The organism is Sporanaerobacter acetigenes DSM 13106 (assembly GCF_900130025.1).
GTDB classification, from domain to species: domain Bacteria; phylum Bacillota; class Clostridia; order Tissierellales; family Sporanaerobacteraceae; genus Sporanaerobacter; species Sporanaerobacter acetigenes.
In genome coordinates, this window is sequence record NZ_FQXR01000017.1 from 1 (window position 1) to 19844 (window position 19844).

Annotated in this window: 14 protein-coding genes; 9 read left to right on the top strand and 5 right to left on the bottom strand. The window is 32.0% G+C overall.

From position 1 onward, the window contains the following. The first annotated feature begins 618 nt into the window (after positions 1 to 618). Complete coding sequence (locus BUA21_RS12400; RefSeq protein WP_072745154.1) at positions 619 to 4890, top strand: 2-hydroxyacyl-CoA dehydratase; 4272 nt, start codon at positions 619 to 621, stop codon at positions 4888 to 4890. Here the strand turns inward: BUA21_RS12400 and BUA21_RS12405 are convergent. Beyond that, positions 4821 to 6221, bottom strand: coding sequence for a B12-binding domain-containing radical SAM protein (locus tag BUA21_RS12405; RefSeq protein WP_072745155.1), 1401 nt, complete (start codon positions 6219 to 6221; stop codon positions 4821 to 4823). The genes BUA21_RS12400 and BUA21_RS12405 overlap by 70 nt on opposite strands. A gap of 104 nt (positions 6222 to 6325) precedes the next feature. After that, complete coding sequence (locus tag BUA21_RS12410) at positions 6326 to 7681, bottom strand: aldehyde dehydrogenase (RefSeq protein WP_072745156.1); 1356 nt, start codon at positions 7679 to 7681, stop codon at positions 6326 to 6328. Positions 7682 to 7839: 158 nt separating this feature from the next. Between BUA21_RS12410 and BUA21_RS12415 the strand changes: the two genes are divergently transcribed. Beyond that, complete coding sequence (locus BUA21_RS12415) at positions 7840 to 8802, top strand: hypothetical protein (RefSeq protein WP_072745157.1); 963 nt, start codon at positions 7840 to 7842, stop codon at positions 8800 to 8802. Between the two features lie 63 nt (positions 8803 to 8865). Here the strand turns inward: BUA21_RS12415 and BUA21_RS12420 are convergent, their stop codons facing one another. Further along, the gene (locus BUA21_RS12420) at positions 8866 to 10155 is read right to left on the bottom strand and encodes an RsmF rRNA methyltransferase first C-terminal domain-containing protein (RefSeq protein WP_072745158.1); all 1290 of its coding nucleotides are present in this window, start codon (positions 10153 to 10155) and stop codon (positions 8866 to 8868) included. Between the two features lie 128 nt (positions 10156 to 10283). Between BUA21_RS12420 and BUA21_RS12425 the strand changes: the two genes are divergently transcribed. From BUA21_RS12425 to BUA21_RS12440, 4 genes are all read left to right on the top strand, one after another. Then, entirely contained in the window at positions 10284 to 10859 is a 576-nt protein-coding gene (locus BUA21_RS12425) for a DJ-1 family glyoxalase III (protein WP_072745159.1), read from the top strand. 30 nt (positions 10860 to 10889) lie between these two features. Next, positions 10890 to 11501, top strand: coding sequence for a DNA-3-methyladenine glycosylase (locus BUA21_RS12430; protein WP_072745160.1), 612 nt, complete (start codon positions 10890 to 10892; stop codon positions 11499 to 11501). Positions 11502 to 11563: 62 nt separating this feature from the next. Beyond that, a complete protein-coding gene (locus BUA21_RS12435) occupies positions 11564 to 11905 on the top strand; it encodes a hypothetical protein (protein WP_072745161.1) in 342 nt (113 codons plus the stop codon). A 13-nt stretch (positions 11906 to 11918) separates the two neighbouring features. Further along, complete coding sequence (locus BUA21_RS12440; protein ID WP_072745162.1) at positions 11919 to 13097, top strand: cation:proton antiporter; 1179 nt, start codon at positions 11919 to 11921, stop codon at positions 13095 to 13097. A 23-nt stretch (positions 13098 to 13120) separates the two neighbouring features. Here BUA21_RS12440 and BUA21_RS12445 read toward each other — a convergent pair whose 3' ends face one another. After that, positions 13121 to 14716: an ABC-F family ATP-binding cassette domain-containing protein gene (locus tag BUA21_RS12445; protein ID WP_072745163.1), complete on the bottom strand. Its 1596-nt coding sequence runs from the start codon at positions 14714 to 14716 to the stop codon at positions 13121 to 13123. A 227-nt stretch (positions 14717 to 14943) separates the two neighbouring features. On the opposite strand from BUA21_RS12445, the gene BUA21_RS12450 reads away from it, so the two are divergent. Beyond that, the gene (locus BUA21_RS12450) at positions 14944 to 15879 is read left to right on the top strand and encodes an LCP family protein (RefSeq protein WP_072745164.1); all 936 of its coding nucleotides are present in this window, start codon (positions 14944 to 14946) and stop codon (positions 15877 to 15879) included. A 9-nt stretch (positions 15880 to 15888) separates the two neighbouring features. Beyond that, on the top strand, positions 15889 to 16911 hold the full coding sequence (gene fni, locus BUA21_RS12455; RefSeq protein ID WP_072745165.1) for a type 2 isopentenyl-diphosphate Delta-isomerase: 1023 nt from the start codon (positions 15889 to 15891) through the stop codon (positions 16909 to 16911). Here the strand turns inward: fni and BUA21_RS12460 are convergent. Then, on the bottom strand, positions 16908 to 18713 hold the full coding sequence (locus tag BUA21_RS12460) for a DUF2207 domain-containing protein (RefSeq protein ID WP_072745166.1): 1806 nt from the start codon (positions 18711 to 18713) through the stop codon (positions 16908 to 16910). The two genes, fni and BUA21_RS12460, sit on opposite strands and share 4 nt — an antisense overlap. Before the next feature lie 134 nt (positions 18714 to 18847). On the opposite strand from BUA21_RS12460, the gene BUA21_RS12465 reads away from it, so the two are divergent. Further along, a complete protein-coding gene (locus BUA21_RS12465) occupies positions 18848 to 19831 on the top strand; it encodes a biotin--[acetyl-CoA-carboxylase] ligase (RefSeq protein ID WP_072745167.1) in 984 nt (327 codons plus the stop codon). The last annotated feature ends 13 nt before the right edge of the window (positions 19832 to 19844 follow it).

Below are 19844 nucleotides of genomic sequence, written 5' to 3' on the forward strand. Positions count from 1 at the left end.
CAGGAGATACACTATACAGTATAGGTCAAATGTTTAATGTATCAGTGCAGGCATTGATAGCAGCAAATCCAGGAATCGATCCAAACAACCTACAGATAGGTCAAGTGATATGTATTCCAAGGCCAAGACCATGGCCATGTCCAAGAGGATAATAGAAAATAGCCTGGATAAATATATTATCTGGGCTATTTTTTTAGGGTTAAAGCAAGAAGAGCGATTTAATTTTAGTCATTCTTTTGGTATCTTTTTTGTAATCCATAGGAAAGTTCTAGATTTCGTTAATAAAAAACTTTCTGAAATGGTTTTTAAAAAGGCTTCCTTGATTTTAAATGCTTCCAATGGAAGCATTTTTTATTTTTGATGAGATAAATTGGAGTTGGAATTAAAAAAACTATTGCTAATTTGCATACCATGAAGGATTTAAACATAATCTAAAAATAGGGTAATAATAGGACTTTTGAGGGCCTGTAGAAACATTTGTAAGTTCTTAAAACTTGTGATATAATTCGTATAAAGTTAATCTAACTCAAATATTTATTTTGGTATTTGGCGTGAGTCTTTTACCAAATTTTTTGTATATAGAATATAAGGGAGGTAAAGGCCTAAGGCTGGGTGTATATGAAAACATTACATTTAGGATTGGATGTAGGTTCAACAACTGTAAAGCTGGTAGTATTAAACAACAAGTTTGAAATACTTTTTAGTAGTTATAAGAGACATTTTTCAGATATAAAAAGCAGTGTTAAAGATTTGGTACTTGAAGCTTATTCTAGATTTAAAAATGAGGACATAACTATAATGGTTACTGGATCAGGAGGATTGGCAGTCAATAAATGGCTTGAAATTCCTTTTATTCAAGAAGTTGTTGCGTCTACTACAGCAATTAGAAAATTTATTCCTAAAACTGATGTAGCTGTAGAACTTGGTGGTGAAGATGCAAAGATAACTTACTTTGATGGTGGAATAGATCAAAGAATGAACAGTATGTGTGCTGGAGGAACAGGTGCATTTATAGATCAAATGGCATCTTTGCTAGAGACAGATGCAGAAGGATTAAATAAACTTTCCCAAAAGCACAAGGCAATATATCCTATAGCTTCTAGATGTGGAGTGTTTGCAAAGACAGACATTCAAGCATTGATAAATCAAGGGGCTAGTAAGGAAGATATTGCTGCCAGTGTATTTCAATCTGTTGTGAATCAAACAATAACTAGTCTTGCTTGTGGAAGACCCATAAAGGGGAATGTGGCTTTTTTAGGTGGACCACTTCATTTCTTATCTGAACTTAGGGAAAGATATATAGAAACATTAAAACTTAAAGATGAAGAAGTTATATATCCAGAAAATGCACAATTGTTTGTTGCTATAGGGGCAGCTATTGCTTCAATAGAGGGAAAAGAAATTAGTTTTCAAGAGTTGAGGGATAGGCTTATTTGCTTGGATAAACCTATAGATATGGAAGTGAAAAGATTAAGGTCTCTTTTTTTAGATGAAGATGAACTTACAAAGTTTAGAGAAGAACATAAGACACATAAATTAATTGAAAAGGATATAAAAACTTTTAGCGGAAAATGTTTTTTAGGAATAGATGCAGGATCAACTACTACTAAAGTTGTCCTTATAGATGAAGAAAACAATATATTATATTCTTATTATGGAAACAATCAAGGAAAACCATTGGAATTAGTAGTGAAAATACTTAAAGAAGTTTATTCTTCTTTGCCAAAGGGTGGATATATTGCTTATTCTGCGGTTACAGGATATGGAGAAGAGCTTATAAAAGCAGCACTTCACGTAGATGAAGGAGAAGTGGAGACTATTGCTCACTACAAGGCTGCAAATTATTTTCTTCCTGGAGTAGATTTTATACTTGATATTGGTGGACAAGATATGAAATGTATGAGGATAAAGGATGGAGTTATTGATAGCATTCTTTTGAATGAAGCTTGTTCTTCAGGTTGTGGTTCTTTTATTGAAACATTTGCTCATTCAGTAAATATGAGTGCAGAAGAGTTTTTACAAGAAGCTCTTATGGCAGAAAATCCTGTGGACTTAGGTTCCAGATGTACAGTATTTATGAATTCTAAAGTAAAACAGGCTCAAAAAGAAAGTGCTACTCTTGGAGATATAGCTGCAGGTCTTTCTTATTCAGTCATAAAAAATGCTTTGCAAAAAGTAATAAAGATAAGAGATCCAGAACAAATGGGAGAAAAAATAGTAGTTCAAGGTGGTACTTTTTATAGTGATGCTATACTCCGAAGTTTTGAATTGGTTTCAGGGAGAAAGGCTGTGCGCCCTGATGATCCAGGACTTATGGGTGCCCTTGGAGCAGCCCTTATAGCTAAAGAACGATACAATCCTAAAACAAGCACATCTTTAGTAGATAGTGATAAATTAGATAGTTTTTCTTATAGTACGAAGATGAGAAGATGCGGAGGTTGCGGTAACAACTGTCTTTTGACCATAAATATGTTCTCCGATGGAAATAGATACATAACTGGGAACAGATGTGAAAAAGGAGCTGGACTTACCAACAAGAAAAAAGATGTACCTAATCTCTTTGAATATAAATATAAAAAGACTTTTGACTATACTCCGTTAGGTGAAGAAGAAGCTAAAAGAGGAATTATAGGTATTCCCAGAGTGTTAAATATGTATGAAAATTATCCATTTTGGTTTACTTTTTTCACTGAGTTGGGTTATAGAGTAGTTTTGTCTGGAAACTCAAATAGAGAACTTTACGAAAAAGGAATAGGAACTATACCAAGCGAAACAATTTGTTATCCAGCGAAATTAGCTCATGGTCATATTGTGGATTTAATAGACAAAGGGGTAAAGACTATATTTTATCCATGCATTTTCTATGAAAAGAAAGAGGATGAAAACGCAAATAATCATTTAAATTGTCCTGTTGTAACTTCATACCCAGAAGTTATAAAGCACAATATGGATGAAATTAGAGAAAATAATATACAATTTTTAAATCCATTTTTAACTTTGGATGATAAAGAAGGACTTAAAAAGGGACTTATAAAAGGTTTAAAGGAACTATCTATATCAAAAAGAGATATTGAAAAAGCAGTAGATATTGCTTGGGATGAAAAACAAAGATATAAAGAAGATATAAGAAAAAAAGGTGAAGAAGTACTTGAATACTTAAAGCAACATAATATGGAAGGAATAGTACTCGCTGGCAGACCATATCATATAGATCCAGAAATAAATCATGGTATTCCAAATTTAATTTCTTCATTGGGGATTGCTGTATTAACTGAAGATTCAGTATGCCATTTAGAGGGAGTGGAAAGACCACTACGAGTAGTTGATCAATGGACTTATCATTCTAGACTTTACAATGCAGCTAATTTTGTAGCAAAAGAAAGGAATTTAGAACTTGTTCAACTAAATTCTTTTGGGTGTGGGTTAGATGCAGTGACTACTGACCAAGTACAAGAGATATTGGCAAATTATGAAAAAATATATACTGTGTTAAAGATAGATGAAGTGAACAATCTAGGCGCAGTAAAAATAAGATTGCGTTCATTGATAGCAGCAGTGCAAGAAAGAGATAAAAATGGGTTTGAACCTACAAGGGTAGGAGAGTTGTCAAAGCGAGTTATATTTACTACAGAAATGAGAGAAAAGCATACAATACTTGCGCCACAGATGGCTCCTATTCACTTTAAATTGTTGCAAGAAGCTGTGAATACTTGCGGATACAATTTCGAAATATTGCCTTCAGTGGATAAAAAAGCTATTGATGAAGGGCTCAAATATGTAAACAATGATGCGTGTTATCCATCTATAATAGTAGTTGGACAGTTTATAAATGCGTTGAAATCGGGGAAATATGATTTAGATAACACATCAGTTTTGATGACTCAAACAGGAGGAGTATGTAGAGCTTCGAATTATATAGGATTTATAAGAAAGGCTTTAAAAGATGCTGGACTTGAACAGGTACCAGTTATAAGTGTAAACCCATATGGGATGGAAGCTAATCCTGGTTTTACTTATTCCATGGATATGGCTAGAAAGGGAATCATGGCTGTAATGTACGGTGATCTCCTCATGAGGGTTCTATATAGAGTGAGACCCTATGAAAAAATAAAAGGTTCTGCCAATCTTTTGTTTGAAAAGTGGATGGAAAAATGCATAGAATCTGTAAAGGTTGGAGATAAAAAAGTCTTCATAGAAAATGTTGAAGGAATAGTTAGGGATTTTGATGAATTAGAAATAGAAAAAATTCAAAAACCAAAGGTAGGGATTGTTGGAGAAATACTTGTCAAATACCATCCTACAGCTAATAATGATATTGTGGGTATTCTTGAAGATGAAGGTGCAGAGGTTGTAGTACCAGATTTGACGGATTTCTTGATGTATTGTGCATATAATGAAACTTTTAAATACAAATATCTATCTAAGGCAAGGCTCAATAAATTTGTAGGAGATGTGGCCATATTGTATATGGAACACTATAGGAAACCTTTAAAGAAAGCATTGAAAAAGAGTAAGAGATTTAATACACCTATGAAGATACAAAAATTGGCTGATGCAGTATCACCATTGGTATCAGTAGGAAATCAAGCTGGGGAAGGGTGGCTTCTAACTGCAGAAATGGTAGAACTGATAGAAAGTGGTGTCGAAAACATAGTGTGTGTTCAACCTTTTGGATGTCTTCCAAATCATGTGACGGGAAAAGGAATGATTAAAGCTATAAAAGAAAAATACCCTAAGGCCAATATTGTTGCAATAGATTATGACCCTGGGGCAAGTGAAGTAAATCAATTGAATAGATTGAAACTGATGCTTTCGGCAGCTCAAGACAATTTAAAGGACGATTTAGGAAGTTCAGAAGAAGATGAATCACTTAGTTCATATAATTCATGATATATATTTCCATTTTCTTTTTCTGACTGTTTGTTGAAAAATGTTTTTCCAAAATTAGCAGCTATCCACAGGCCTAGTCGTCTCATACCTGCTTCAAAGCCGAAAAGCTTAAATATTTTCATAGCTCCGCTGAAAGAGTAAAAACTTTTTACAGCATGGAAAAATTCGGACTGTAATTTCCAAGGAGACATGTTTTTGGGCTGGAATACTACATTCATCATATCGTAGTACTGCCAGTCCTTTATTATAATTCTATCTTCTTTTTCGAATTGTTCATAAAGTGGGGTTCCTGGATATGGTGTCAAGACTGCAGGTTGTAATTGATATGCATTAATTTTTTTTGTAAATTCCACAGAATTTCTTATATCTTCTACTGTATCATAGTCAAGACCTAGTACAATACTTGCTATGAGCTTTATTTTATATTTTGCAAGCATTTCACCTGCTTTTTCTATATCTTCGATTTTTTGTTTTTTATCTATATAGTCTAAGGATTTTTGATTTAAGGACTCAATCCCTATAAGGACTCTGTTTAGATGAGCATCTCTTAAGAGAACTAGTAGTTCTTCATCATTTGCCAAATCGGTTCTTCCAAAGAAAAATGTTTCTTTAAACACAAGCTTATTTTCAATCATTTTTCTGAGTATTTCTTTTGCTCTAATTTTGTTGGCAGTGAAATTGTCATCTTCAAAGTTTACATATTTAAATCCCATTTTTTTATACATTTCAAGTTCTTTTATTACATTGTCAGGAGTTCTTTGTCTATAAGGATAAAACATTCTTGAGGTAGTACAAAATATGCAGCTAAAGGGGCATCCTCTAGAAGTCATGACATTGGCTGCATTGCATGGAGTTTTCAATAGGGAATAATCTGGGAATGGTATTTTGTCCAAGTCTTTAACAGGTGGGGCATAAACTATTTTTTCCTTTATATTTCCTTCAATTATATCTACTATTATATTTTCGGCTTCACCTACAATTACTTGGTCAGCGTGTTTAAGTCCTTCTTCAGGGAAACCAGAAACATGCATACCACCAAGGATGACTCTTTTTTTGTATTCGTTTCTTAAAATATCAGCTAGTTCGTAAGCTCTTGTTGCATTGGAAGTCATAGTATATATTCCTACAGTATCTGCATCCAATATATTTTCTGGTTTTAAATCTTTATAAAGCTCCTCATATACTTCTACATCATGACCAGCTTCTTTAAGTATTCTTCCCAAAATTAATGGTCCAGTTATTGAATTTTTCTGCCCATAAAAGGAGCCACCGAGTCTATAGATAGAATTTCTTCTAATGTCAGCTGCAGGAGTTATGAATACAATTTTCATTAAATCATCTCCTAATATAAAAATATCTATATTAGTAGTATATCAAATTGTACGAAAAGTTCAACATGTGGACATAAATCACAAAAAAATAGCTGGCTGTCCAGCTATTTTAAAAATTTCTTTATAGTATTTATTTTATCTTTGTATGGTGGATACCTAAAATTTGGGTCAAATGCATTGCTCCTTTTTAGAACACTTTTATAGTGAGTAAAAGTATCAAAACTTTTCTTGCCATGATAGCTACCCATTCCACTATTTCCTACGCCTCCAAAAGGCAAATAGGGACTTGAAAGATGCATTATGGTATCATTTATACATCCACCTCCATAGGAAGTATTTTTAATGACCTTTTCTACCTTTTCATTGTCTGTTGAGAAGAAGTAGAGAGCTAGTGGTTTAGGATGAGCATTAACTACTTTTATAGCCTCGTCTAAATCTTCATATTCTAAGATAGGGAAAATAGGACCAAAAATTTCTTCTCCCATTATAGGGCTATCCCAAGTTACTTCATCCATAAGAGTAGGAGAAATAAAAAGAGCTTCTCTATCATGTTTTCCGCCATAAATTATATTTCCACTTTGGAGTAATCCGAACAATCTATTAAACTGTTTTTCATTTATAATCCTTATGTAGTCAGGATTATCTTTTTGATTTTTTCCATAAAACTCTTCAATGTATTTAATAATGTTTTTTATTAATACATTCTTTATGCTCTTGTGTACTAATAGATAATCTGGTGCAACACAGGTTTGACCTGAATTTAAAAATTTCCCCCATACTATTCTTTTGGCAAATAAGTCCATATCTCCATCTTTATCTACTATACAAGGACTTTTCCCTCCCAATTCCAAGGTGACCGGCGTTAAATGTTTTGCAGCTTTTTCCATGACTAATTTTCCTATGGGAACGCTACCAGTATAAAAAATATAGTCAAATTTTTCATCTAATAAAGCTTTGCTTTCTTCTCCTTTAGCCACGAAGATGTATTCTCTGTTGAAATTAGAGTTTATCAGTTCTTCTAATACTTTACTTGTATGATGTGATGTGCTAGAAGGCTTTATTATAGCTGTATTTCCTGCGGCTATGCTACCTATAAGTGGTGTTATAGATAGTTGAAATGGATAATTCCATGGAGAGATGATGAATGTATTTCCATAGGGTTCTGGATATATATAACTTTTAGCCTTGAAGTCAGTCAAAGGAGTTTTAACTTTTTTAGGTTTAACCCATTTTTTTAAGTTTTTGTTTGTGTAGGTTATTTCACTTAGCGATATTCCTATTTCTGTAGAATAGGATTCAAATTGGGATTTATTTAAGTCTTTTTTCAATCCTTCCATAATATATTTTTCATTTTTTAATATTATATCTTTTAATTTATTTAAACTTGCCATTCTAAAATTTAATTCTCTAGTAATACCCGAACTATAGAAACTTCTTTGCTCTTCTAAAATAGAGTTCATATCTATTTCACCCCTTTATCAATATTTACTTTAATTATACCCTAAATATTGATAATGTTCATATTTGATTTGTAACTCTTTTGTAATGCTTTCCACTTAAAATTTTGGTATAATTACAATGAGAAGGAACCCATAAAATTAACGAGAGAGGTAATGATATGAAAAACAAGAAACATTTGGTGTTAATTTTTGTTTTAGCAATACTAGTGCTTGTTTCAGGGTGTACAAAGAAAAAGGATTCTAAAAAAGAAAACAAACCAGTTCAAAGCATAGATGAGGAAATGGCAAAGGTAGAAGAAAATAAAATAAAAAAGATAATGGATGATTTTAGAGTATTGATATCAGAAAACAAAGAGCCCTATGAAATAATAAAGTTTATTGATGAGAATATAGATCAAACATCTGAAGTAGAGGCAGCGGAAATGATTAAAGAGTTTGAATTAGTTCAAGAAAAATACATGAATATATATGCTGAAGAACTCTATAAATCCAATAGGCAAGAAATATTAAATTTAACTTTTCCAAATGGAGAATATGATCCACAAAAGCTTGATGCTATAGAAGATGGAGAATTGAAACAACTTGTAACTAAAATTGCTGAAAGCAAATATAAGCTTATAAATGTTGAAGGCTCGTTCTTTCCTATAATTGATTATGGAAGTTTTAAGAAGTATGAAAAATACTTGTCTGAAGATATGAAGGGATATTTAAACATTAAATCTTTAGAATCAGATAGTCCTTCAATGACAGATGGGGGTCTTATTATTACTTGGGACGAACTAGCTAATAGACTCATAAAAACAGAGAAATACTTGATGAAGTATCCAGAAGGACTAAAAAATGAAGAAATACTAAGGTTATATGGAGAATATTTGATAAAGTATATGTCAGGAGGAGATAATACTCCTATATATAATATGGAAGATAATAAAATACTTGAAGATGTTCTTGAAAGCTATAAAAAGACAATAGTTAATAATAAAAACACTATTACAGCTGATATTATGAGTAAGTATTTAAAACTTATTGGAGAAAATGAGTATATTGTAGATGATGTTCTCACATCTAAAGTAGTAGATTTATACAATGAAGCTATAGATAGATTAGAAGAACATAAATAAGCCCACCACTGGCATAGTTCCGAAACCCCTTCAACAACAAAGGAACTATGCCTTTTTTATACTTTATGTCCATCTGAGACCTTTAGGATAATGGTTTTTCACGAAATTGTCAGTTACTTTTCCCCAGCCTATTGAATATCCATCTATAAGTATTAAATTCCAACTATTTTCTGAATTGAATTTAAAGGTTTGACCTTTTAAATAAGAAAGAATTTCCTCATCTTTTAAGTTTAAGGATATAGTATTTTTAGCTTCATCTTTTTTTAAGTGTAGTGCTAGTGCATGGGAAGGTTCAAATCTATTTTTCTTTAAAGTTCCTAAGTGCAGTCCTGGTCTTATCACTCTTATACCATTTAAGTCCAAATTTTCTTCGAAAAAATAGAGATTGTTCCCAAACAAAGTGAAATAATGGTTAAAATTTGTGTTCAAATATTTGTCCTGAAACTTGAAAAAATCTTTTATATCACTTTTGCTTATTTTATCTTTTACTTTATTTATTTTGGAGAATTTACTATCACTATTCTTTTTAAGAACAGCAATGAAATGGCCTTCACCTTTTACTTTATGTGGCCAAAGGCGAAGCAATTTTTCTAGAGAAAAATCACTATTTTCAGTTAGAAATTTTTCTATTACTTTTTCGTTTTCTTCAGGAGAAAAAGTGCAAGTAGAATATACCAATTTTCCTCCGCATTTTAGCATATTTTTTCCACTATTCAAGATATAAAATTGCCTCTCTGAAGCATATGATATATTTTGAAGACTCCATTCGCTGATGACCTCAGGATCTTTTCTAAACATACCTTCACCAGAACAGGGAGCATCTATGAGAACTTTATCGAAATATCCAGAAAACTTACTAGCAAGTTTTTCAGGAGTTTCATTGGTAACTAATACATTGGAAATCCCCATTCTCTCAATGTTTTCAGAAAGTATTTGGGCTCTTTTTTGGTACAATTCATTGGATAACAAAAAACCTGTATTTTGTAGTTTTGCTGCTATTTGAGTAGATTTCCCCCCAGGAGCTGCACAAAGGTCCAGTACCTTATCTCCTTTTTGTACATCAAGGTGTTCCACAACTGCCATGGCACTAGGTTCTTGAATATAGTATAGTCCTGCTTCATGATAGGGATGTTTCCCAGGTAAATCTTCTTTGGCATAATAAAATCCTTCTTTTACCCATGAAATATTTTCAAGGTGAAATGGATTTATTTTAAGAAATTCTTCTCTATTTATTTTTAAAGTATTTATTCTCAATCCATAAGTTCGCTTTTCATCATAGGATTTTATAAAAGAGTTATATTCGTCTTTTAAAAAATTTTTCATCATATTAGTAAAATCCTTTGGTAGTTCCACGAAATCCCTCCTAAGCTGAAATTTTAATTTAATTTATTATATTATAGTTATTATTCACAAATCAACCCATATTATCTTGTCATTTGATATATAATATTGTGTAGAAGAATATAAGTGGAGGGATTCTTATGAAAAAGGTATTAGTTTTACTTGCTGAAGGTTTCGAAGAAGTTGAGGCTTTGACAGTAGTAGATTATTTAAAGAGAAAAGATGTGTTGTGTGAAACCTGCTCTATAACTGGAGAAAAAATGGTGGTAGGAGCTCATAAAATAAGAGTGGAAGCTGATAAAGTATTAGCGGAAATAAAAAATATAGACAATTATCAAGCTTTAATTATACCTGGAGGACTACCGGGAGCTACAAATTTAAGAGATAACCCTATAGTCATAAGGCTAGTTCAAGCATTTAATCATGAAGAAAAAATTCTAGCTGCTATATGTGCAGGGCCTATAGTACTTGAAAAGGCAGGAGTATTGAAAGAAAAAAAGGTTACGTCTTATCCAGGCTTTGAAGGTGAACTAAAAGAAAGTACTTACTTAGAAGATATAGTAGTACAAGATGGGAATATTATTACAGCAAGAGGACCTGCAGTTGCAGTATATTTTGTTCTTAAGATACTAGAGAATTTAGCTGGAAAAGAAAAATCAAACGAGCTTAAGAAAGATATATTGTTGGATATGGTTGAAGAAAAAGTGGGGCAATAGCTCCACTTTTTTGGAGAAGGAGGTTAAAAATTGAAACTTGAAAGAGATTTTTATATTAGAGATACTCAAACTGTTGCAAGAGAACTTTTAGGGAAAGTTCTTGTACATAATGTGAATGGAAAGATATTTAGTGGTAAAATCGTTGAAACCGAAGCCTATTTAGGTATTATAGATAAAGCGGCTCATTCTTATGGAGGGAAAAGGACTAAAAGAGTAGAGATTATGTATGGTCCTCCAGGGAGGGCATATATATATCTTATATACGGGATGTATTATTGTTTTAATGTAGTCACTAAAGAGGAAGGCACACCAGAGGCGGTACTAATTAGAGGATTGGAACCTATAGATGGAATAAGCCTTATGGCTAAAAATCGATTTAATAAAGAATTGTCTCAATTAACAAATGCTCAATTAAAAAATTTAACTAATGGGCCAGGCAAACTTTGTCAGGCCATGGAACTTGACAAGCGGTTGAATGGAGAAGATTTATGTGGAGATACACTTTATATAGAAGAAAGAAAAGTGGAAAGTTTTAATATAATTAATACAAAGAGAATAGGTATAGACTATGCAGAAGAGGCAAAAGATTTTCTCTATAGATACTATATAGAAGGGAACTCATATATTTCCAAGACTAAATAAAAAAATTTGAAAAAATTTTTTTCAAGTAATATAATGAAAAATGTGAAAGGAGTGATATATATATGGAGATGCTGGTTATAGTGCTTAATAAAACTGAAAAATTAGAAGACCTAATGGTAGAGTTCAACAACTGTGGCATAAGAGGTGCTACAATTATTGATAGTATGGGTATGATAAAGGTTCTTGCAGATGAACATGGAGATGATATACCATTGTTTGGCTCTCTCAAAATGATGCTTAACGAAAATAGACCTTTTAACAAAACTATATTTACAGTATTGTGTGAAGAAAAAGTGCCTATTGCCATGGATTGTGTGAGAAGAGTTATCGGAGATTTAAGTAAAAATGGAGTTGGAATCATGTTTACTATTCCAGTAAATAAGACAGAAGGAATTTTAAAATAAAGGGATGATCTAGATGCATATGTTGTTTTATATATCTGTAATACTATTTGCAGGAATGGGTACTGCAAAGATTTTGTCAAAATTTAAACTACCTAATGTAACCGGATACTTAATAGCAGGTCTCATAATAGGGCCTTCACTACTTGGAATTATTCCAAAAGAGGCTTCGGACAAACTTTCTATCATTTCTGAAGCTGCTCTTTCTTTTATTGCCTATAGTATTGGAAGTGAATTCAATATAGAAAATTTAAAGAGAGTAGGCAAAGGGGTTATTTTAATAACTGTATTAGAGGCTTTGACAGCAGTTTTTTTGGTTGATATTGTCATGATATTTGTTCTTGGACAACCTGTAGCATTTAGTTTGGTACTAGGAGCCATAGCGGCTGCAACTGCACCAGCAGCTACTCTGATGGTTGTACGTCAATATAAAGCTAAAGGTCCTGTAGTAGATACACTACTTCCTGTAGTTGCTATGGATGATGCTGTGGGAATTATGGCTTTTGGAGTATCTACTACTATAGCTCAAACATTGGTCAAAAATTCAGGGGGTATTTCAATAGCTAAAATAATATTGATTCCACTTTTAGAAATTGTAGCTGCATTGGTCATAGGATTTGGAATGGGAATTTTTCTTACGTATTTATCCAAAAAAGTAAAAGGAGAAGATGGGCTACTTTCTATAGTCATAGCTATACTTTTTGCTACAGCGGGGATTGCCATAAGATTTAATCTTTCTTCACTTCTTGCATGTATGATGGTAGGAGCTACTTTGACCAATTTAGACCCAAACAATAAAAGAGCTTTTACTGCTGTTGAGAGATTTACGCCACCAGTACTTATTTCTTTTTTCACTATTGCAGGAGTTCAATTGGACTTATCTATATTGAAAGAGGTAGGACTTCTTGGAATTGTGTATATAGTAGTAAGAGTGGTAGGTAAAATGCTTGGAGCATATTTAGGTGCAAAAATTTCAGATTTTCCAGACACTGTACAAAAATATTTAGGTTTCACACTTATTCCTCAAGCAGGAGTAGCTATAGGCCTTTCTATGATTGCTCAAAACACATTGCCATCTCCTTATGGAGCACAAGTGAGGACTATTGTCCTTGCTGCAACAGTTATATACGAACTCCTGGGACCCATGATAACAAAAACTGCCCTTATAAAGGCAGGAGAAATAAAGTTAGATTAATAGGGACGACCAAAAGGTCGTCCCTACATAATTGTATTAGTATTCTCCAAGTATTCATCATAAGTCATTTGTTTGTCAATTAGACCTGTTGGTGTTATTTCTATTATTCTATTTGCTATAGTTTGGACAAATTCATAATCATGAGAAGTAAATAATACAATGCTTTTATAATCTTTAAGTCCATTATTTAAAGCAGTGATAGATTCAAGGTCAAGATGATTTGTAGGTTGGTCTAATATCAAAACATTTGCATGTTTAAGCATCATTTTCGCAAGCATACATCTTACTTTTTCTCCACCTGATAGTACATTAGCTTGTTTTAAAGGTTCATCACCTGAGAAGAGCATTTTACCTAAAAATCCACGCAAATAGCTCTCGGATTTTTCTTCAGAGAACTGTCTCAACCATTCAACTAAATTTAGTTCAACATCATTGAAGTATTTAGAATTATCTTTTGGGAAATAGGATTTTGTGATAGTAATTCCCCACTTGTAACTGCCAGAGTCTGGTTCTATTTCTCCATTCAATATTTTAAAAAGGGTAGTACTTGCAATATCATTTTCGCCTATAAATGCAATTTTGTCATCTTTAGAAACTCTAAAACTAATATTGTTTAAAACTTTAACTCCATCTATTGTTTTAGATAATCCTTCTACTGTAAGGATTTCGTTTCCTACTTCTCTTTCCATTTGAAAAGAAATGAAAGGATATTTTCTATTTGAAGGTTGAATATCATCTAAAGAAATTTTTTCTAATAGCTTTTTACGAGATGTAGCTTGCCTTGATTTAGAAGCATTAGCGCTAAAACGAGCAATGAATTCTTGCAAATCTTTGATTTTTTCTTCGTTTTTCTTATTTTGATCTTTTGCCATTTTAAGAGCTAATTGGCTAGATTCATACCAAAAATCATAATTTCCAGTATATAATTTAATTTTGCCATAGTCTATATCTGCCATGTGAGTACAAACTTTGTTTAAAAAATGTCTGTCATGAGATACAACTATGACAGTACCCTCAAAATTAATTAAAAATTCTTCTAACCAATTGATAGCCTTTCTATCTAAATGGTTTGTAGGTTCATCTAATAGCAATATACCTGGTTTTCCAAATAGAGCTTGAGCAAGCAATACTTTTATCTTTTCATTACCTGAGAGTTCAGACATCTTTTTATCATGCAACTCTGTTCCGATTCCTAATCCTTGAAGTATTGAAGAAGCTTCTGATTCTGCATTCCATCCATCAAGTTCTGCAAACTCTCCTTCCAATTCTGAAGCCTTGATTCCATCTTCATCTGTAAAATCTGGTTTTGCGTATATAGCTTCTTTTTCTTTCATAATTTCATAAAGTCTTAAGTTCCCCATTATAACGGTTTCTAGGACATTATATCCATCGTATTTAAAATGGTCTTGTTTTAAAACAGACATACGAACTTCTGGGGGAATGCTTATATCTCCTACATTTGGCTCTATTTCATTAGATAATATTTTCAAAAAAGTACTTTTACCAGCTCCGTTAGCACCGATAATGCCATAGCAGTTGCCTGGAGTGAATTTTAGATTTACATCTTCAAATAGTTTTTGTTCTCCATATCTTAGTCCTACATTTGTTACAGTTATCATATATATAATCTTCTCCTACTTTTAAATTTATAAAACATCTCGTTATTATATCATAAAATAAGTAAAAATACATTAAAACACAACAAAATCCAATTAATAACAGCTGTGTTGATTTAATTTATGTTAATGTTTACATAAAAGTTACATTTACAATATATTGATTGAAAAAAAACATTATATCTAGTATTATTAAACAGTAGTATATACTTTAAATTTGAGGTGAAAAAATGAAGAAAAAATTTACTAGAACTTTTTTTATATCTTTTTTATGTTTTGTTGTAGCATATGGGGGAATAGGATATTATTTTATGAATCATAAGAATGAAGTAGCAGTAGGAGTAGAAGAAGAGAAAGAAATAGATGCTCATTTTGATGAAAAAAACGAGATATTGTTTTTGCTTTTAGGAGTAGATGCAAAAGATGTGTCTAAATCAAAAGGGACTAGAACTGACACTATGATGTTGGTAAATATAGATTTTAATACAGGGGATGTAAAAATACTTTCTATACCAAGAGATACTAGAGTTGATATAAGAGGATTAAGTGGAAAGAGAAAAATAAATGCTGCTCATGCCAATGGCGGACCAGAGCTATCAGTAAAAACTGTACAGGATCTTTTAGGAGTAGATTTAGATTATTATGTAAAAGTAGACTACAAGGTAGTTAAAGAAGTAGTAGATGCTATTGGAGGAGTTGTAGTGGACGTACCTATGAACATGAAATATAATGACCCAACAGCAGATCCACCTCTTCATATAAATTTGAAAAAAGGCGTACAGGAGTTAAATGGGGATAAATCTCTTCAATTTTTAAGATTTAGAAAGGGATATAAAGATGCAGATTTAGGTAGAATAAGAGCTCAACAACAATTCATGAAAGCTTTTATGGAACAAGCCCTAAAGCCTAAAAACTTGCTCAAATTGCCAAAGATGATATCGGCATATTACAAATATGTAGATACAAATATACCTATGGGAACTTTATCTAAAATGGCTTTTAGTGCGAACAAAATAAATACAGAAAATATTCATGGAGCTACTATTCCAGGAGATGGTCAATATATAGGAAAAGTTAGCTATTTTATATACAATAAAGAAGAAATGGATATACTAGTACAGGAAATGTTTGGAGATCACCTTTATACAAATAAAACTGTAGAGTAGGGGAAATGTATGAGAAATATAAGAAAGGATAGAAAGAAGGAACATATAGAATATTTTCTTAAATCTAGTCATGAACAGTCTACATTATTTGAAGATGTATATTTAGAACACAATGCATTACCTGAATTAGATTTTGAGGAAATAAAAACAAATACTACATTCTTGGGAAAGAGTGTAGATTATCCTATAATGATAAATGCTATTACGGGGGGTACAGACTTTTCCCGGGAAATAAATAGAACTTTGTCTAAATTGGCACTAAAATTTAATATTCCTATGGCAGTGGGTTCTCAAACTATAGGAATTCATGAAGAATGTAGTAGAGAATCTTTCGAGATTGTTAGGGAAAATATAAAAGATGGGGTAGTCATAGGAAATTTAAGTGCCAATGCTACCATAGATGAAGTAAAAGCTGCTATAGATATGATAGAGGCAGATGCCATTCAACTTCATCTAAATGCTGCTCAAGAACTTGTCATGAGAGAGGGAGATAGACGTTTTAAGGGGCTATTTAAGAATATAGAAAATATAGTTAAAAACATAGATGTACCTATCATTATAAAAGAGGTTGGATTTGGGATATCAAAAGATGTGGCTGTTAGATTATATGATGCAGGTATACGCTATATAGATGTTTCAGGGGCTGGAGGAACCAATTTCATTGAAATTGAAGGACGAAGAGATGTAAAAAAGGATTTTTCTGATATATATACTTGGGGAATACCAACTGCAATGAGTCTTATACAATGTTCGAATATCAAGGATGATTTAAAAATCATCTCAAGTGGTGGCATAGAAGATTCTATTGATGTAGTGAAATCCTTATGTATTGGAGCTCATATGGTAGGTATCAGCGGGGAAATACTCAGAAGAATTTTAGAAGGAGGATATGATTCAGCCTATAAGTATTTAGATGAAATGACCTATAAGCTCAAGATGCTCATGCTTCTTCTTGGCAAAGCAAATATTGAAGGGCTAAGGAATACTCCATATAAAATTAAAGGTGAATTAAAGGAATTGGTGGATAATTAGAATCCACCAGTTCCACCACCACCAGCGCCACCGCCACCACCTCCAGAAAAACCTCCTCCACTTCCAAAGTTGCCGCCACTTCCAGTGGAAGATGAAACGATGCCAAAAGCTCTATTTATACTTTGATCAAAGGTATTGTTTCTAGAAGAGCTAGTGAGAAAATACCAATATATCCAGCTATTCGTATTATTTATATCATAACAGCTTTGTGCCTGTATTTTGTATTTATTTAGAATTTTTCTATCTATTCCGAGTACTAATGCGTATATAAGAGATATATCCAAAGGATATTCAAATATGTCTTTATCTAAGTCACTTCTATTTTCTTTCATATACTTCATGAAAGCTTCCCATTTTTTATATTCACTATATCCTAAATCCGATCTCCTAAAGAATAAAATTGTGCTATATACTATTCCAAATATAGAAACAAAGAGAGGAAATAGTCCATAGCTGCTACCAAAAGTAAGAGATACAATTGCTAAAGTCATAAATACTATAGATAATATCAAAGTAAATATTCCCCATGTTTTGCCTTTGTCATCAAAATAATTTTTATCTATAGCATCTTCTTTGACTTTTGTTGTCCACTGTCTATATTCTTTCCAGAAATCTCCGTAGTATTTTTGGGCGTAATCTTCAATTTGTCTTGTTTCAACTTTATCTCCAGTACCAATATGATCAAATATCCAATTCATAAAATACCTTTCATGGGCTAGAAGATTTCCATCTTCATTTTTAGTTTTTGTGATGATTATATTGTTGATTTTCTTTTTATATTTTCCACCATCTTCAATTTGAAGATACCCTTTTCTTGAAAGATCTAATACAGTAGCTATGATAGAATTTGAATTTACAGAATAACTAAATAAATATGAAGCTACAGCAGGAGTACAATCATCAGGTATAGGGCTTGACTTTACTTTTTCATATATATTTACTTCTCTTCTTAGACTGGTCATAGCTAAAGCCAATAGTATTGTATTTATTCCACCCAATATTATGGATATATAATTAAAGGTGTTTTCTCTATTTTTTCTTTTAGCATTTTCAGCTATTATATCTTTTTGTAGCTTTTTCTCAGCATTTATTATTTCATTATAGGAATTTTTATTTATTAAATTGTGAGAATTTGGGATAAAATTTGTAGGGAAGAGTATTCTACTTTCTATAAAAGTGTTTGATGGAACATTTTCTACTTCCATATGTACTATATCCTTACCTACAAAATCAATATTCCCATTTAGTGGTCCATGGGCAAATATCTTAACCTTATCATTTATATTTTGAGGGAGTTTTATATTTACTGAAAAGTAGTCAATAGGGGTGGAATTTTCAGCCCCTAAAAATTTGTAATATAGTTCTCCAGTATCATTGTATAAAATAGCTACATCTTTTATCGTATATTTAATTCTAAAGGTTTTTTCTTCATCTTCTGAAGGACAATAGATTTTTATAACTTTTCCATTTTCTCCTCCAAGTATTTCAAATATTTTTTTATCTCCGTTTTCACCGTTTTTAGTTTTTGTATATGCTACTTCTTTTTCGCCAATTATTTCTGATATTTGAGTATTTTCTATTCCACCGGTACCTTTAAGGGATATTTCTCTATAAATTCCATTGAATTCACCTGAAAAATTATATGTAATATCTTCTTCTACATACAAATCTCCATTTTCTAAAAGCTTGGATTCAACTAACCATCTATTTACGGCTAAATCTCCATCTGCACTTGCTTCTAATGGAAGAGAACTAAAAACAATTAAAGCTAGAAAAAGCATCAATATGTATCTTTTTTTCATACAGTTCACTCCTTTCAATTTATTATATCAATCATATACCATTTTAGATGTTTGAGTAAATAGTTATAGAAAAAGAAAATACTTAAAGGAAAATAAAAAGAATTAGAGAATATATAATTAAGGGATGTGATAGGATGAAAGATAAAATACTTATATTGTTGAAAGAAAACAGAGATGGATTTATTTCTGGAGAAAAGATAAGTGATAAATTTGGCGTGAGCAGATCGGCTATTTGGAAATATATGAATACTCTAAAGGAAGAAGGCTATGAAATAGAATCCATACCTAGAAAGGGGTATAGACTTATTTCTTCTCCAGATACACTTACTTATGGGGAGGTAGAAGAATATTTAGAAACTAAATTTATAGGAAGAAAAATATATTATTTTGACACTATAGATTCTACAAATATAAAAGCTAAAGAATTAGCTTACAAAGAAGATGAAGGTACATTGGTCATAGCAGAAGAACAAACATTAGGCAGGGGGAGATTAGGTAGAACTTGGATTTCTCCTAAGAAAAAAGGCATATGGATGTCCATCATATTGAAGCCTAGCATAGATCCTATGAAAGTAGCAAAGATAACTCAAATAGGTGCAGCGGCAATAGCGTTAGCCCTTGAAGATTTAGGCATAGAAGCATTTATAAAATGGCCAAATGACATTGTCATGAATGGGAAAAAGGTATGTGGAATACTTACTGAAATGAGTTGTGAATTAAATATGATAAATTATGTAATAATGGGTGTAGGTATAAACGTGAACTTAGGCAGTGAGGATTTTTCTGGAGAAGTTTCAAATGTAGGTACATCTCTCAAAATACAATCAGGAAAAGTGATAGATAGAAAAAAATTGTTGGGGCTTTTTCTAAATAGATTTGAAGAACTATATATACCTTTTGTGGGAAAAGATGATTTTTTTGAAACACTTAAAGTATGCAGAGAAAAGTCCATACTCATAGGAAAAGAAGTCCGAATCATAAGGGGCAAAGATGAAGAAAAGGGAAAAGTACTTGGCATAAATGATGATGGAGAATTGATAATAGACTATGGAAATGGCAAAATAGAGAATGTATTGTCAGGCGAAGTATCAGTAAGGGGATTATATGGATATGTATAAGGGAAAAAGGGAG